General features: G+C 73.9%; 9 protein-coding genes and 1 pseudogene. 7 read left to right on the top strand and 3 right to left on the bottom strand.

Annotated elements, in window-relative coordinates; genetic code table 11:
- Positions 1 to 13: 13 nt before the first annotated feature.
- Both FRCN3DRAFT_RS0234635 and FRCN3DRAFT_RS0234630 read right to left on the bottom strand, forming a co-directional pair.
- A complete protein-coding gene (locus FRCN3DRAFT_RS0234635) occupies positions 14 to 913 on the bottom strand; it encodes a hypothetical protein (protein WP_007513342.1) in 900 nt (299 codons plus the stop codon).
- The gene (locus FRCN3DRAFT_RS0234630) at positions 910 to 2,250 is read right to left on the bottom strand and encodes a hypothetical protein (RefSeq protein ID WP_007513341.1); all 1,341 of its coding nucleotides are present in this window, start codon (positions 2,248 to 2,250) and stop codon (positions 910 to 912) included. Before FRCN3DRAFT_RS0234630 ends, FRCN3DRAFT_RS0234635 begins: the two co-directional genes overlap by 4 nt.
- Before the next feature lie 26 nt (positions 2,251 to 2,276).
- Here FRCN3DRAFT_RS0234630 and FRCN3DRAFT_RS0234625 point away from each other — a divergent pair, with 26 nt between their 5' ends.
- The 4 genes from FRCN3DRAFT_RS0234625 (at position 2,277) to FRCN3DRAFT_RS0234610 (ending at position 8,132) form a co-directional block, all read left to right on the top strand.
- Positions 2,277 to 3,380 carry an AAA family ATPase gene (locus tag FRCN3DRAFT_RS0234625; protein WP_007513339.1) on the top strand — a complete coding sequence of 368 codons (1,104 nt, stop codon included), beginning with the start codon at positions 2,277 to 2,279 and terminating at the stop codon, positions 3,378 to 3,380.
- Positions 3,377 to 4,606 carry a vWA domain-containing protein gene (locus FRCN3DRAFT_RS0234620; protein ID WP_007513337.1) on the top strand — a complete coding sequence of 410 codons (1,230 nt, stop codon included), beginning with the start codon at positions 3,377 to 3,379 and terminating at the stop codon, positions 4,604 to 4,606. The genes FRCN3DRAFT_RS0234625 and FRCN3DRAFT_RS0234620 overlap by 4 nt, the downstream gene beginning before the upstream one ends.
- Positions 4,607 to 4,930: 324 nt before the next feature.
- Positions 4,931 to 6,400, top strand: coding sequence for an amylo-alpha-1,6-glucosidase (locus FRCN3DRAFT_RS0234615; protein ID WP_106410573.1), 1,470 nt, complete (start codon positions 4,931 to 4,933; stop codon positions 6,398 to 6,400).
- A 463-nt stretch (positions 6,401 to 6,863) separates the two neighbouring features.
- Positions 6,864 to 8,132, top strand: a complete 1,269-nt coding sequence (locus FRCN3DRAFT_RS0234610; RefSeq protein ID WP_007513335.1) for an RNA polymerase sigma factor — start codon at positions 6,864 to 6,866, stop codon at positions 8,130 to 8,132.
- 78 nt (positions 8,133 to 8,210) lie between these two features.
- On the opposite strand, the gene FRCN3DRAFT_RS0234605 is transcribed toward FRCN3DRAFT_RS0234610, so the two are convergent.
- Positions 8,211 to 10,205, bottom strand: coding sequence for an acetoacetate--CoA ligase (locus FRCN3DRAFT_RS0234605; RefSeq protein WP_007513334.1), 1,995 nt, complete (start codon positions 10,203 to 10,205; stop codon positions 8,211 to 8,213).
- A 244-nt stretch (positions 10,206 to 10,449) separates the two neighbouring features.
- Here FRCN3DRAFT_RS0234605 and FRCN3DRAFT_RS0234595 point away from each other — a divergent pair, with 244 nt between their 5' ends.
- The 3 genes and pseudogenes from FRCN3DRAFT_RS0234595 to FRCN3DRAFT_RS55590 form a co-directional block, all read left to right on the top strand.
- Positions 10,450 to 11,787: an acetoin utilization protein AcuC gene (locus tag FRCN3DRAFT_RS0234595; RefSeq protein ID WP_007513333.1), complete on the top strand. Its 1,338-nt coding sequence runs from the start codon at positions 10,450 to 10,452 to the stop codon at positions 11,785 to 11,787.
- 68 nt (positions 11,788 to 11,855) lie between these two features.
- The gene (locus tag FRCN3DRAFT_RS0234585; RefSeq protein WP_007513331.1) at positions 11,856 to 14,504 is read left to right on the top strand and encodes a bifunctional acetate--CoA ligase family protein/GNAT family N-acetyltransferase; all 2,649 of its coding nucleotides are present in this window, start codon (positions 11,856 to 11,858) and stop codon (positions 14,502 to 14,504) included.
- Between the two features lie 291 nt (positions 14,505 to 14,795).
- Positions 14,796 to 15,674 (top strand): annotated as a pseudogene (locus tag FRCN3DRAFT_RS55590) (hypothetical protein); the annotation flags it as partial.

Below are 15,674 nucleotides of genomic sequence, written 5' to 3'. Positions count from 1 at the left end.
GAACCGCGCGCCGTCACCAGGTGCGGAGGGTGACCTTCTGGGGCTGGCCGAAGTCGGCGGCGACGGTGGTGAAGGTCCAGTCGCCGGGCGGGCCGGGCTGGGCGGTGAGGCAGAAGCGGCCGGCGAGGGTGGCGAAGCCGCGGGCCCAGACGTCACGTAGCCAGCTGAACGGCAGCTCGATGGCGATGACGCCGTCGGTTCGGCGGGCGGCGGCTGGCGAGGCGGCCAGGCGGACGTCGAGTGTGGCGCCGCCGCCGAGCCATCCGCGGGCGGCGGTCAGCGCACGGCCGTACAGGGCGGCGTGCAGCGCGGGGAGCGCCGCGGTGACCCGCGGGTCGTCGTCGGCGATCCGCTGCGCCCAGGTGGCGACGACGGTGGCGACGAGCCGGTCGGGCAGCGCGCCGGGTAGCCGCAGCAGCATGGGGAGCGGCTCGTCGTTCTGGTGTGGTCCCGGGCCTGAGACGCCTCCGTGGCTGAAGCCGCCGCCGTAGAAGAAGTGGCTGTGGCTGACGAAGGCGCCCTGGCCGCCGGACACCGCGCCGGGCCACGGCGGGCCCGGCGGCGCGGGCCATGGGCCTGGCGACCCGAAGGTGGCCGCGACAGCTCTGGCTGGGACATTCAGACCACCAGGCCCACCTGTGACCCCGATGGCTCGGGGGTCGAGGTGGTCGGCGGCGCCGCGGCTCGCGAGCAGCAGTACGTCGAGATCAGCGCGGTGGCGCTGCCAGGCGTCGAGGATCTGGATGCAGGGCATGGGCTGACCGCCGAGCGCGGCGAGCGTGCGTTCGCCGTCGGGGTCGTCGTGGTCGGGCGTGCCGAGCTCGCCCTCGGACCACCGGAGCCGGTGGTTGGCGTCGCCGCAGAGGATCGTCTCCTCGAGGGGTGTCAGGCCGGCCCACCAGGAGGGTGTCACCGCGCGTCGTCCCAGGTCAGGGGCACGGCGATGACGGCCCGGGCCCGGTCGGTGGTGAGGATGATGTCGAGCCGCGTGGCCTTCGGGTCGAGCGCCGGCCAGAAGCCGAGGGTGCCGGAGACGATGCCGCCGCCGCCGCTCCAGCTGCCGAACCGGCCCAGGTGGACGTTGCCGCGGTCGTCGAGCGCGGAGAACGTCACGAAGACCTGGTCGAGGGTGGAGCCGCCGGCCATGCCGACCTCGAATGGGCCGGAGAGCTCGACGTCGCACTGGAATCCGGCATCGGTGGAGGTGAGGTCCATGAGGACGGCGCTGACCTGGTCGAACACCGGTGTGGCCACGCCGACGAACAGGGTCCCCGCCGGCCCGCCGGTGTCGCCGCGGCGGGCGAGCAGCGAGCGCCACGGTTCGGTCGCCCCCGGGGGCGGCGGGACGTGTGGCGGTGCGGGCGGTGGGGCCTGCCTCCGTGCGGGCGGCGGGGCCTGCTGCCACGCGGGCGGCGGGATGAGCTGGCGGCCGACCTGGGTGAGCGCCTCGTGGACCGCGTGGGTGGCGGCGATCGCGGGATCGGCGGGATCGACGAGGCCTGCGGCGGTCAGGGCCTCGAGGGCCTCGGGCAGCGAGCGGGACTGGGGACTCCTGAAACCGGTTCCGGCCAGGCACTGGGCCAGGTAGCGCTCGACCGCGTCGGCCTCGGTGAGGTCCTCGATCGTGACCATCCGGTCGCCCAGGCTCGGGCCGAGCTCGACGCGCTCTCCGTAGAGCTCGATCCAGGTGGTGTCGGGCGCCAGCGCGGGCCGCAGCGTCAGGGACCCGCGCCACTGAAGGGCCGTGCCGCCGCCGGAGAACTCCGACGAGGTGACCGTGTTTCCGTAGTCGTCGGTCACGGTGATCGAGGGCACCCCGGTGACGCCGATCGGCATGGCCGCTGGGCGGCCCCCCACGTGGGGCGGGACCTGGGCATTCGATCGGAAGATGATGGCGAGGCGGGTCTCGGCCTGGCTGAGGATGACGTAGCGGATCTCCAGATCACCCGTCGGCTGCCTGATCACGCGGTGGCACAGGGCGATCCGGCGAGGCCCCTGAGCCGTGGCCGAGGGTGGCCCGAAGGCCGAGGGTGGCCCGACGTGAGCTGGCCCGCCCAGGCCACGCAGCGCGCGGACGCGGGCGTAGTCCTCGACGACGCGGCGCGCCACCGGGGCGGCGACCGCGCCGACGGTCGCCAGGGCCCGGGCCTGCTCGACCAGCGGGTCACCGTGCGGCTGCTGGTTCCCACCGGAGAGCAAAGCTCTCTCCCCGAGCAGGCGGAGGTAGAGCTCACCGTCAAATCCGTCCACTTCGGAAAGCCTGCCACACTGCGGATGTGAGTGGTCAGTCCTCCGTAACCAAGGCGCTCGGCCTCGCCGTCGCGGCCAGGGTCCCCGTGCTGCTCTGGGGTCCTCCCGGCACGGGCAAGACCTCGGCGGTCCGGGCGATGGCCGAGGCGGCGGGCTGGCCATGCGAGACGGTGATCTCCTCGATCCGGGAGCCGTCGGACTTCGCCGGGCTGCCGATCGTGACCGGCGTCGACGGGACGGCCCGGGTGGAGTTCGCCCCGCCCCGGTGGGCATCGCGGCTGGTCGGCGCCGGGCACGGGCTGGTGTTCTTCGACGAGATCTCCACCGCGCCCCCGGCGGTGCAGGCCGCGCTGCTGCGGGTCGTGCTGGAACGCACCGTCGGTGATCTCACCCTGCCCGCCGAGGTCTCGGTGGTGGCCGCGGCCAACCCGCCGGAGCAGGCCGCCGACGGCTGGGATCTCTCCGCGCCGCTGGCCAACCGGTTCTGCCATCTGGACTGGCCGCTGGACGCGCGCGCCGTGGCCGACGGATTCGTCGGCGGCTGGCCGACCGTCCCGCCGCCCCGGTTCGCCGCCGACTGGGCCGAACGGATCCCGGTGGCCCGCAGCTGGGTGGCCGGGTTCCTGACCGTGCGACCGGAGCTGACCATCGCCGTGCCCGAGGCGGCCGTGACCGCCGGCCGGGCGTGGCCGAGCCCGCGGACCTGGGAGATGACGGCGCGACTGCTCGCCGCCGCGCGGTCCTGCGACGTCGACGACACGGTCGTCTCGCTGCTGGTCCGCGGCTGCGTCGGGCCGGGCGCGGGGGCGGAGCTCCTGACCTGGCTGGTCGAGGCGGACCTGCCCGACCCCGAGGCGGTGCTCGCGGACCCGGACTCGTTCGTGCTGCCCGAGCGGGGTGACCGGGCCTATGCGGCGCTGTCCTCGATCGCGGCGGTGGTCGCCGCGGACCCGAGCTCGGGGCGTTGGGAGCGGGGCTGGCGGGCCTTCGGGCGTGCCGCCGGCGCGGCTCCCGACGTCGCCGCGGCCGCCGCCCGCACGCTGGTCCGCTGCCGGCCGCCCGGCGCCCCGGTCCCGCCCGAGGTGGCCGCGTTCGCCCCGCTGCTGCGCGAGGCCGGCCTGCTGGGATGAGCACCCTGGCCGGGCCGGAACGGACGAAGATCGCCGCCGCGCGGGTCTGGGCGGTCCACCGCCAGCCTTACCTGGCCAGGGCGCTGTTCGCCTGCGCCGTGGAGCCTGCGCCCGGAAGCGGCACGATAGCCGTCGACCGGGCGTGGCGGCTGCACGTCGACCCGGACCTGCTGGCCGGCTTCGATCCGGCCGAGCTTGGCCGGCTGTTCATCCATCTCACCAGCCACCTGATCCGCGATCACGCGGCCCGCGCCGAGGCGAACCGCGTCGCCGAGGACGAGAGCCGCGCCCGCTGGAACCGGTGCGCCGACGCGGAGATCAACGACGATCTCCAGGTCGACGGCTGCCGGCCGACCGTGGCCCCCGACCTGCCGGCGGATCTCGGCGCCTCGGACGGGTTGCTCGCCGAGGCCTACTACCAGGTAGCGGCGGACGGGCCCCGGCACTGGGACTGCGGGTCCGGAGCCGATGCCGGGGACCGGCCCTGGGACGGCCAGTGCGATGGTTCGCCCGGACCGCGCGACGGCTCGCCCGGCGGGCTCTCGGGTCCGCAGGGTGACCTGCTGCGGCTCACCGTCGCCGCGGACATCCAACGGCAGCAGGGAACCGAGCCGGGCACGGTCGCCGGCGGCTGGCTGCGGTGGGCCGAGGCCGTGCTGCCCTCCCGGGTCGACTGGCGACGGGCGCTCGCCGCCGAGATCCGCTCCGCGATCAGCGCCGCGGCCGGCGCGGTCGACTACAGCTACCGCCGGCCGTCCCGGCGGGCCCGTGCCGTGCCGGGCGTCGTGCTGCCCACGATGCGGCGGCCCGTTCCCGAGGTGGCGATCGTGTGCGACACCTCGGGCTCCATGCATGACGGCCTGCTCGCGCGGGCGCTCGCCGAGATCGACGGCATTCTGGTGCGAGCCGGGCTACGCGCGGACGGGGTGCGGGTGCTCGCGGTCGACACCACCGTGCACACGCTGCGACGGGTCAGCCGGGCCGGTCAGGTCCGGCTCGCCGGCGGGGGCGGCACCGACATGGGCGCCGGCATCGCCGCCGCCGCGGCGCTGCGGCCCCGCCCGTCGACCGTCATCGTGCTCACCGACGGCTATACGCCGTGGCCAGACCGGCCCCCGCCCGGGATCCGCGTCGTCGTCGGCCTCCTGCGTGACGGCGCCCAGCCCGGCGGCCACGGGAACCCGCCCGCGTGGGCTCGCGCGGTGGTCATCGAAGCCGAGGCCTGACGGTCCTGACGGTCGGGGCGCGGGCTTCCCGCCCAGGCGCGCGGGCGGGCCGGCGCGCCCGGGTCCGCGACGGGTACGCGACAGGCGCGTGACGGGTGACCGAAAGGACGATCAGGCATTGGCGGGACAAGTCGTTGGGGAGCGCGCCTATCCGGATACGGATCAACGTGAGCGGGCGAACCAGATTGGCCCGTTCACGACCGAATCCGCTGTTTTGTCCTGATGGACGCGGAACTGGTCCGGACGGGGAAGGAAACTCCGCGGCTGTGGCGCTTCTACCGGGTACGAAGCGTCGGCGCAACAGAAGGTCGATACCCTCGCACGATGCCTGTTCCGACGTCCCCCGGTGCCCCCGTTCCCACGCTGTCTCCTAGCCTGCAGGCCCTGCGCGCGACCGCGCTCGAGGTACTGCACGGAAACGACCTCGGCGACGTCACCAGGCCATCCCCCACCCTCTACCCACACCAGTGGCTCTGGGACTCCTGCTTCATCGCGATCGGGCTGCGGCACATCGACGCCGAGCGGGCCGCCGCCGAGGTGCTTTCCCTGCTGCGCGGTCAATGGCCGAACGGCATGATCCCGCACGTGATCTTCGCCGAGGTCGACGACTTCTACCACGCCGGCCCGCAGCGCTGGCGCTGCGACCGGTACGTGACGACGGCATCGGGTGCGCAGAGCACCGGCATCACCCAGCCGCCGATGATCGCCGAGGCCGCCGTCCGCGTGGGCGAGATGCTGGACCCGAAGGCCCGCGCCGACTTCTACCGCGCGCTGCTTCCCGGCCTGATCCGCTTCCACCAGTTCCTGCACACCGAGCGTGACCCCGACGACGACGGCCTCGTCACGCTGGTGCACTCGTGGGAGTCCGGGATGGACAACACGCCGCCGTGGATGGAGGCCACGCTGCCCATCACCCCGCGCCGGGTGAAGGTGCTGCGCCGGCTGGGCACGGCGGAGGCACTCGACGCGCTGCGCCGGGACGCGAAGGAGGTGCCGGCCGAGGAGCGGCTCACCTCGGCGGACCTGTTCACGCTGTACCGCGTCGTCCGGGAGCTGCGGCGGTCGTGCTACTCGTTCCGCAGCATCCGGGAGACCGACGTGCCGCTGGTCCAGGACGTCGCGTTCAACGCGATCCTGGTGCGGGCCAACGACCACCTCGTCGAGATCGCCGCCGAGGTGGGGGTGAAGCTGCCGAAGCAGCTGACCCGCTCGATGCGCCGCTGCCGGGAGGCGATCGAACGGCTCTGGTCGGAGTCGACGTACTACAGCCGGGACTTCCGCACCGGCGAACTGCTGCTGCATGAGACCGTCGGCGGTTTCCTTCCGCTGTACGCCGGCGTCGTTCCCGATGACCGGGTCGACGGCCTGGTGAAGGCCATGACGTCGCCTCGGTACTGGCCGCGGTACGGCGTGGCTAGCGTGCCCGCGGACGACCCCGCCTTCCTGCCGCGCTGCTACTGGCAGGGCCCCGCGTGGATCAACATCAACTGGCTGCTCGCCGACGGCCTGGAACGGTACGGCCGGCTGGACGCGGCCCGGGAGCTACGAGCGGGCATCCTGAACCTGATCTCGGGCTCGGGCCAGATGTTCGAGTACTACTCGCCGCTGGACGGCACGGGCGCGGGCAGCAACAGCTTCTCCTGGACGGCCGCGCTGCTGGTGGACCTGCTGGCCCGGCCGGACCTGCCGGAGATCGAGGCCACCGCGGCGCGCGCGGCCTCCCGGCTGGGGGTTTCCGGGGTGCCGGACGCCCGGCGCGCCAGCGACCAGCTGCCTTCGCCCCCGATCGGCTAGCTCCCCTCGGAGGGAATCCGGGCCGCGGGCCTATGGCGTGTCGCAAAGATGTGGCGTGGGTCACGCCGATTGGCCCGATTAGGCCCGGCGCGCCGGGTACTCCGTCTGGGTCGGGCAAGGGGATGTCCCGAGGGAGGGTCGGGCCGCGCGGCGTGATGTGGGTTTCTGCGCCGAGGGTATTGGCCTTACTTCGTGGCGTTACCTAAAGCAGCCCGAGGAGCGCTGGCGCCGGGGAAGTGCTACCCAGATAGTTGGTTGTTCTGACCACAGGTGCCGATCTGCGGGGTAGTCTTCGCGACAAGCGGGTTCAGTGCCCCGAGGGTGAGGGTCTACACTGCGGCGTAGGCCCGGCGTTCACTGCCGTCCGGCTGTGCCTGCGCGGGGAATCGGTTCGCGTCGTCAGACGTTACCTCCACGTGCAAGGACGACGACCCACCCGCACCGACCTTCGGATCTATCACTGATGACGCTGCCTGCTCTGGACCTTCACGACGACGCCCCGCGCGCGCGTACCAGCGCGCGGCGCCCGCGTCGGTCGACTGCTGCCCGTTCTTCCTCCGGCCGTACCCTGACGGCGGTCGCCGAGGACATCGATGAGCTCGACGTCAGCGCGGTCGCCGACCTGATAGCGCGCGGCCGTGAGTCCGGCGAGGTCAGCCGGTCTGAGCTGCGCGAGGCCCTCGAGTCCGCCGATGTCGGTACCGAGCTTCTGCCGGCGCTGGTCGCTCGGCTGACGGCCGCCGGCGTCGACGTCCTCGAGGAAGAGGAGGGCGAACGCGCCTCCCAACCCGCGGAGACCGGCCGGACGACGACCGAGCATGCGGGCACCGCCGACCTCGTGCGCATGTACCTGCGCGAGATCGGTCGAGTCCCACTGCTCAACGCCGCCCAGGAGGTCGAACTCTCCAAGCGCGTCGAGGCTGGGCTGTTCGCGGAACACAAGCTGGCCACGGCCGAGGAGCTCGGGACCGACCTGCGTCGGGACCTCAAGCAACTCGTCCGCGACGGCGAGGCCGCGAAGCAGCAACTCGTCTCGGCGAACCTGCGTCTCGTCGTCTCGGTCGCGAAGAAGTACAGCGGCCGAGGCATGACGCTGCTCGACCTGGTTCAGGAGGGCAACCTCGGCCTGATCCGCGCCGTCGAGAAGTTCGACTACGCCAAGGGTTACAAGTTCTCCACCTACGCGACCTGGTGGATCCGTCAGGCCATCGGCCGGGCGCTCGCCGACCAGGCTCGCACCATCCGCATCCCGGTCCACGTGGTCGAGCAGATCAACAAGATCACTCGACTGCAGCGACAGCTGGTCTCCACGCTCGGCCGTGAGCCGACCGACGAGGAGCTCGCGCTGGAGCTGGACATGCCGCTCGAGCAGGTCGTGGAGCTGCGCCGGTACGCGCAGGACACGGTCAGCCTGGAGACCGGCGTCGGCGACGACGGCGACTCCGTGCTCGGCGACTTCATCGAGGATGCCGACGCGACCTCGCCGGCGGACGCCGCCTCGTACGGCGCCATGCAGGACGAGATCGACAACGTGCTCGGCAACCTGTCGCCGCGCGAGCGCGAGGTGATGCGGCTGCGGTTCGGCCTCGCCGACGGCAAGCAGCACACCCTCGCGGAGGTCGGCAACCGCCTCGGCCTGACCCGCGAGCGGATCCGCCAGATCGAGCGCGACACCCTCCGAGAGCTCCGCAAGCCGGCCGTAGCCGGCCGCCTGCGCGAGTTCTTGGACTAGTCAGTTCTTAGATCTGGTCAAGGAAGTAGAAGGCCCGCCCCCTCGTCGGGGGCGGGCCTTCGTCGTTGTGCGGGGTACCTAGCGGATGAACGGCGCCAACGCCTCCGGGTTCGCGACCGCCGCGAGGCTTACGGCTCGGTCCAGGGGGACGCCGGTCAGGAGGCGCTTGACGGGGACCTCGAGCTTCTTGCCGGTGAGGGTTCTGGGGATGTCCAGGACCTCGATGACGCGGTCGGGGACGTGGCGAGGGGAGAGCTCGGCACGGATCTCGGCCTTGAGGGCCTCGCCCAGCGCCGGGGTCAGGCTGCCGCGCCTGGTCGGGACGACGAACAGGAACAGCTGACCGCTCTGGCCCGGACCGGAGGTGTCGACGACGAGGCTGTCGGCGATGCCCTCGAACCGCTCCACCACCCGGTACAGCTCCGCGGTTCCGAGCCGGACGCCGCCCCGGTTCAGCGTCGCGTCCGAACGGCCCTCGATGACGACGGCCCCGCCCAGGGTGAGCCGGGCGAAGTCGCCGTGCCGCCACACGCCCGGATACATCGAGTAGTAGCTCTCCCGCAGCCGGGAGCCGTCCCGGTCGCCCCAGAACAGCAGCGGCATCGACGGCATCGGCGCGGTCACCACCAGCTCGCCGACCTCGTCGACGACCGGCCGGCCCTGCTCGTCGAAGACGTCCACGGCGCAGCCGAGCGCGCGCAGGCCGATCTCGCCGGCGCGTACCGGCATGGTGGGCAGCGCCGCGGCGAGCGGCCCGCACACGTCCGTGCCGCCGCTGATCGACGTCAGCAGGATGTCCGGCTTCACCGAGTCGTACACCCAGGCGTAGCCGTCGGTGGACAGCGGCGAGCCGGTCGACCCGAGCGTGCGCAGCGTCGACAGGTCGGCGACCACGCAGGGGGACAGCCCCCGGCCGAGGCAGCTGTGCAGGTACGCCGCCGACACGCCGAGGCAGGTCAGGCCGATCGCCTCGACCAGCCGCCACAGGGTCGACAGGTCCGGAAAGCTGGGACTGCCGTCGTAGAGCACGATCGTCGACCCGACGAGCAGGCCGGAGACGAGGAAGTTCCACATCATCCAGCCGGTGGTGGTGAACCAGCAGAAGCGGTCATCCGGGCCCAGGTCCAGCAGGAGCGCGAGCGACTTCAGGTGCTCGAGCAGGATCCCGCCGTGGCTGTGCACGATCGGCTTGGGCAGCCCGGTGGTGCCGGAGGAGTAGAGGATCCACAGTGGGGCGGCGAACGGCATCGGCTCGAACTGGGGCACCTCCTCCAGGCCGATGACCAGCTCGTCCCACCAGGTCATCCCCGGCAGGTTCAGCCGCTCGGCGCGCTCGACGACGTCGGCGGCCACGTACGGGACGACGACGGTCGCGGCCAGGCCGGGCAGCACCTCGACCAGCTCGGCGATGTTGTTCAGGATGTCGTGCGGCGTTCCGTTGTAGGCGTAACCGTCGACGACGACCAGCACCTTCGGCGCGATCTGGCTGAACCGGTCCGCCAGCCCCGACGGGCCGAAGTCCGGCGAACAGCTCGAGAAGACCGCGCCTATGCTCGCGGTGGCGAGCATCAGGATCACCGTGTGGGCACAGTTCGGCAGGACCGCGGCCACCCGGTCACCGCGGTGCACCCCCAGGCGGCGCAACCCCGCGGCGCACCGGGCCACCTGGCGGCGCAGCTCGTCCCAGGAGATCACGACCGTCGCCGCGTCCTCCCTGACGGCGATCAGCGCCGGCCCCGGGCCGCGCCGGCTCAGGGCGTTCTCGGCATAGTTCACCTTCGCGCCAGGGAACCAGACCGCGCCGGGCATCCGCGCGTCGGCCAGCGCGGGGCCTTCGCCTCGCTGGCCGCGGACGCCGCAGAAGTCCCAGATCGTGTCCCAGAACGTGCCGGGCTCGGAGGCGGACCACCGCCACAGCTCCTGCGGGCCGGCGAACGACAGGCCATGCTCGGTGGCGAGGAACTCGAGGTAGTGCGTCATCCCGGCGTCGCGTACGCGTTCGGCCGACGGCTCCCACAGCAGCGTGCCGGCCCGCACCACCTCGGTCGTGCCCTCGTCGGAGGTCTGCGCCATCTCGTTGCCCGCCACGTGACCTGACCCTAGTCAATCGGCCTGGGCATTCCACCCCTACCACCACGTGACGGTCGATGACCGCGATGGGGACCACCCGGCGAAACCGGTCGGTGGCGCGGCGCCGCACGGGGTGCCGAGGCGTCCCGGACCTCCCAGGCCGCGGACCTCGCGGCGGACCTCTCGGACCGGGTCTCGCCGATGCCGAAGGCCGTCGCGGGGCGGACCGGCGGGCTACCGTCTTCCCATGGAGACGATCGGCGGCGCGAGCGACGGCTCGGCGCGCAGCGCCGCCGGGCTCGGCGGCGGAACCGAGCCCGGCCAGGCTGGCGGGACCGGCCAGGCTGGCGAGCCCCGCCAGGACACCCTGGTGGTCTGGGACGAGGCGATGCTGGGCTACGACTTCGGCCCGCACCACCCGCTACACCCGGTGCGCCTCGCGTTGACCATGGACCTGGCGACGCGCGCGGGTGTGCTCGCGTCGCCGGGGATCGTGACCGCCGCCGGTTCGCTCGCGTCCGACCAGCTGATCGAGCTGGTGCACGACCCCACCTACGTCGCCGCGGTCCGCCACGTGGGCGCCCCCGGTGCGGGAAACCCACGGCTGGCCGCGATGTTCGCGCTAGGCACCGCGGACAACCCCGTGTTCCAGCGCATGCACGAGGCGGCCGCCGCGGTGACCGGCGGAACGCTCGACGCCGCGCGGGCGGTCTGGTCGGGTACCCACCAGCACGCGGTGGCGCTGGCGGGCGGCCTGCACCACGCGATGCGCGCCGGCGCGAGCGGGTTCTGCGTCTACAACGACCCCGCGGTGGCGATCGCCTGGCTGCTGTCGGCCGGAGCCCGCCGCGTCGCCTACGTCGACATCGACGTGCACCACGGCGATGGTGTGCAGGCCGCGTTCTACGACGACCCGCGGGTGCTCACGATCTCGCTGCACCAGACGGGCCGTAGCCTCTTTCCCGGCACCGGGTTCCCGGACGAGGTCGGGGCCGGGGACGCCGAGGGGACCGCGGTCAACGTGGCGCTCCCGCCGGGCACCGACGACGCCGGCTGGTTGCGGGCGTTCTCGGGGGTGGTGCCGGTTCTGCTGCGCCAGTTCCGGCCGGACGTGCTGGTCACCCAGCACGGCTGCGACACCCACCGCCTCGACCCGCTCGCCGACCTGAGGCTGACCGTCGACGGCCAGCGGGCCTCCTACCTGGCGCTGCACGACCTGGCGCACGAGGTGGCCGGCGGGCGCTGGCTCGCCTGCGGCGGTGGCGGATACGCGCTGGAGACCGTCGTGCCGCGAGCCTGGACCCACCTGCTGGCGATCGCGGCGCACGCGCCCCTGCCGGTGGACCGCCCGCTGCCGGAACAGTGGCGCGAGTGCGCGCCTGGCCGGGTGGACGCGGCCACGCTGCGCCCGCCTGGGCGGGGCGTGGCGATGCCGGCGGCATTCGGCGACGGCGGTGGCCCGGTCACCCACCACCCGTGGGACGCGGGCGAGGGCGACCCGGACGACGCGCTCGACCGGGCGGTCGCGGCCACTCGCCGCGAGGTGCTGCCCCTGCATGGCCTCGACCCGCTTCGTGACCGTTAGCGACACCGTGGTCAGCGACACCGTGGTCACCGGCGCCGTGGTCAGCGATCTCGTGGTCGGCGGACACCGTGGCTGACCAGGCCGCGCTCCCACCGGGGTACCCGGCGGGCTGGGAGGCCGACGTGATCCTCTCCGACGGTGGGACCGCGCACATCCGCCCGATCCTGCCGTCCGACGGCCCGCGGCTGCTGGCCTTCTGGGACCGGCTGTCGGAACGTTCGATCTACCTGCGGTTCTTCGGGGTGCGCCGGCGGCTCAGCCCGGCCGACGTGGACCGGTTCACGATCGTCGACCAGTCGGTGCGCGGCGCCCTCGTCGCGCTCATCGGCGCCGAGCTCGTCGCCCTCGCGCACTGGGAGGGCGTGCCTGCGGCCGAGACGCCGGCCACGCCGGCCACGCCGGCCGCGGTGGCGGACGAGGCGCCCCGAGGCGGGCCGCTCACCCGCCCGGCCGCGGGCGCCGAGGTGGCGTTCCTCGTCGAGGACGCCCAGCAGGGCCGTGGGCTCGGCTCCGTGCTGCTCGAGCACCTCGCCGCCGCCGCCTGGGAGCGTGGCGTCCGCCGGTTCGACGCGGAGGTGCTGGCCGAGAACCAGACGATGACCCGGGTCTTCCTCGACGCCGGCTACAAGGTGTCCAGGACCTGGGATTCCAGCGTGATCCGGCTGTCGTTCGACATCGCCCCCACCGAGAAGTCGGTGGACGTGATGCGGGCCAGGGAGCACCGGGCCGAGGCCGCGTCCATCGGACGGCTGCTGCGCCCGCGCGCCGTGGCGGTGATCGGCGCCTCCCGCCGCGCCGGCGCGACCGGCAACGCGGTGCTGCGCAACCTGCTGAACGGCGGGTTCGACGGCCCGGTCTACCCGGTGAACCCGGTGGCGGCCGCCGGGTCGGGCGCCGTCTCGTCGGTCCGGGCGTTCGCCAGCGTCGAGGACGTCGACGGCCCGGTGGATCTCGCGGTGCTGTGCGTGCCGCCGGCCGAGGTCGACGAGGCGGTCGCGGCCTGCGGGCGGCACGGCGTGCGCGGCCTGGTGGTGATCACGGACCTGCGCGACGAGCCGGCGGAGGCGACGCTCGCGGCCGCCGCCCGAGCCGCGGGCATGCGGGTGGTGGGGCCCGCGAGCCTGGGAGTGCAGAGCCCAGCGGCGGGCCTGAACGCCTCGCTGACGACCCAGATGCCACCTCCTGGACGGATCGGCTGTTACTCCCAGTCCGGGCCGCTGGGGACCGCCATGCTGACAGCCGCGGAGACCCGCGGCCTGGGGATGTCGGTGTTCGTGTCCGCCGGGGACCGCGCCGACGTCAGCGGCAACGACATGCTGCAGTACTGGGAGGACGACCCGGCGACCGACGTCGCGCTGCTGCACCTGGACACGTTCGGCAACCCGCGCAAGTTCGCCCGGCTCGCCCGCCGGGTCGGGCGCTCGCTCCCGGTCGTGGTCGTGCGCGCCGGGCGTTCGGAGCTGGACGCGGCGCTGCTGCGGCAGGCCGGCGTGATCGCCGTCGACCGGGTCTCGGCGGGCTTCGACGTCGCGCAGCTGCTCGCCAACCAGCCGCTGCCCAGCGGCGACCGGGTGACCGTCATCGGCGACTCGCGCGCGCTGGTTCGCCTCACGGTCGAGGCGGCCGAGGGTGTCGGCCTGTCGGTCGAGTCCGTCCTGCTCAAGCTTGGCAGCTCACCGGAGCTGCACGCCGAGGCGATGCTGTCGGCCGCCGAGCGGTCGGACGCGCTGATGGTCACCGTCGCCCCGCTGCCGCCGCTGCCGGTCGCCCCGCTGGCCACGGCCGTCGCCGCCGTCGCCGCGCGGCTGGACATGCCGGTGCTGGCCAGCGTGCTCGGCGGCGCGCCGATACCCGAGCTCGGCGCGGTGCCGGCCTATCCCTCGCCGGAGGGGGCCGTGGCGGCGCTGCGCCGGGTGGTGGCGTACGCGGAATGGAGGTCGCGCCCGCTGGGCGCCGTTCCGGTCCTCGACGTACGGGTCGACGCGGCCAGGGCACTCGTGGGCGGCCGGGTGGGCTGGCTGGACGACGCGCAGAGCGCGGCGCTGCTCGGCTGCTATGGCGTGCCCGTCGAGCCGGTGATCCGGGCGGAGAACGAGGACGCCGCGGTGAGCGCCGCCGACCGGCTGGGCTGGCCCGCGGTACTCAAGGCCAGGTCACGGCCCTACCGGCACCGGCCCGAGCTCGGCGGCCAGCGCCTCGCGCTGCCGGACGAGACGGCGATGCGGGCGGCCTGGGCCTCCCTGCGCGCCCAGCTCGGGCCGGACGTGCCGCTGGTGGTGCAGCGGATGGCGCCCGCCGGTGTGGCCGTCGTGCTGGGCTCCGAGGAGCACCCCCGCTACGGGCCACTGGTGTCGTTCGGCCTGGCGGGGCCGGCGATGGACCTGCTCGGCGACCGGGCGCACCACATCCTGCCGCTGACCGATGTAGACGCCGACCGGCTGCTCGGTTCGGTGCGGGGGGCTCCGCTGCTGTCCGGGTACCGCGGCTCACGGCCGGTGGACGTCGCGGCGCTGCGGGAGACGGTCCTGCGGGTCGCCCGGCTCGCCGACGACCTGCCCGACGTCGCGCGGCTCGTCCTGGACCCGGTGATCGTGTCGGCCCAGGGCGTGACGGTGCTGTCCGCGGAGGTGATCGCGGGGCCGCCGCGCCGGCGCGCCGACGCCGGCCCGCGGCGGTACTGGACGGCACCCGCGCCCGGCGCGGGTGCCGCCTACTGACGCTGTCCGCTCAGCTCACATCGCCAGCTCATATCGTCAGCAGGGTCACACTCGATGGTGCCGCTCGCACCCGCGGCCACATCCGGCGCGGATTGTGACCTGGGCATGTCGCCGCGGATACATGATGGTGCTATTCGGCGCAAACCGGTCGTCGGCAGGGGAGACGTGGGTGGGCTGACGGGCCGATCGAGCGTCCAGGCGCCCGTCGAGAGGGCGTTTCCCGCCTTGCCGGGGCGCCAGGGTTCGGCCCGGTTCCACACAACATGTTCCCACCGTCGACAATCGGGACCCATGACTCCGTCCTCTGCCGCCGAGCCGTCCGGTCGCCAGCCAGCGGGCCAGGGGGGCGCGTACGTGTCGCCATGGCCGGAACACGGATTCGGCACCCCAGAGGACGCGGACCCACGGTCCGGCACGGCGCCGTGGCCACCGGCGGCCCAGCCCGGCGGCCAGGAGTGGAGCGAGCGCAGCTGGGACGGCGGTCAGGACTGGAGCACGTCGGCGGTCTGGCCGCCGGCGGCCGCGACCCGCCCGGAGCAGGGGCACCTCGCCGGGCACGCGCAGCCGCCGGGCCAACCGGCCGGTTCCCCCTACCCCGGCGCCGACCCGCTCGGCGGCGCGCGGACCGGGTACGAGGACGCAGCCGGCAACGGCACCCACGTCGCCGGCGGCCATGCCGCCGGTAACCACGTCGTCGGCAACCACCTGGCCGGCAACCAGGTGGCCGGCAACCAGGGCGCTGACCCCGCGGACAACGGCGGGCCGAGCAACGGCGCCTACGGTGCCACCGCCTACAGCCCTTACCAGAACGGGGCCTACGGCGCCAGCGCGTACGGCGAGGGCGCCTACGACCGCGGCTCGTACGAAGCCGGCGGGTATGCCGCCGGCGGCTACGTCGGTGGCGCCGGCTATGGCGCCGCCGCCCCGGGCGGCAACGCCGGTGGCTACGACTCCGGTGACTATGCCCGCGGCCAGACGCCCGGGTATGAGCTTCCCCAGGAGGCCCGCGGCTACGACCGGGGGTACGCCGCCGGCTTCGACGTCGCGGCACCCCCCGGCGGCCAGGGCCAGCCGCCGGCGTCCGGCGCCTACGGCGACCCGTCCACCGCGCGGCAGGCCTATGGGCAGGACCCGTACGGCCCGGCGGCCCGGCACTCCGCCCCGCCCGCC

This window comes from Pseudofrankia saprophytica (assembly GCF_000235425.2).
Lineage (GTDB): Bacteria > Actinomycetota > Actinomycetes > Frankiales > Frankiaceae > Pseudofrankia > Pseudofrankia saprophytica.
Note: the sequence above shows the minus strand (reverse complement) of the source record. Positions and strands in the feature narration are given on the sequence as shown.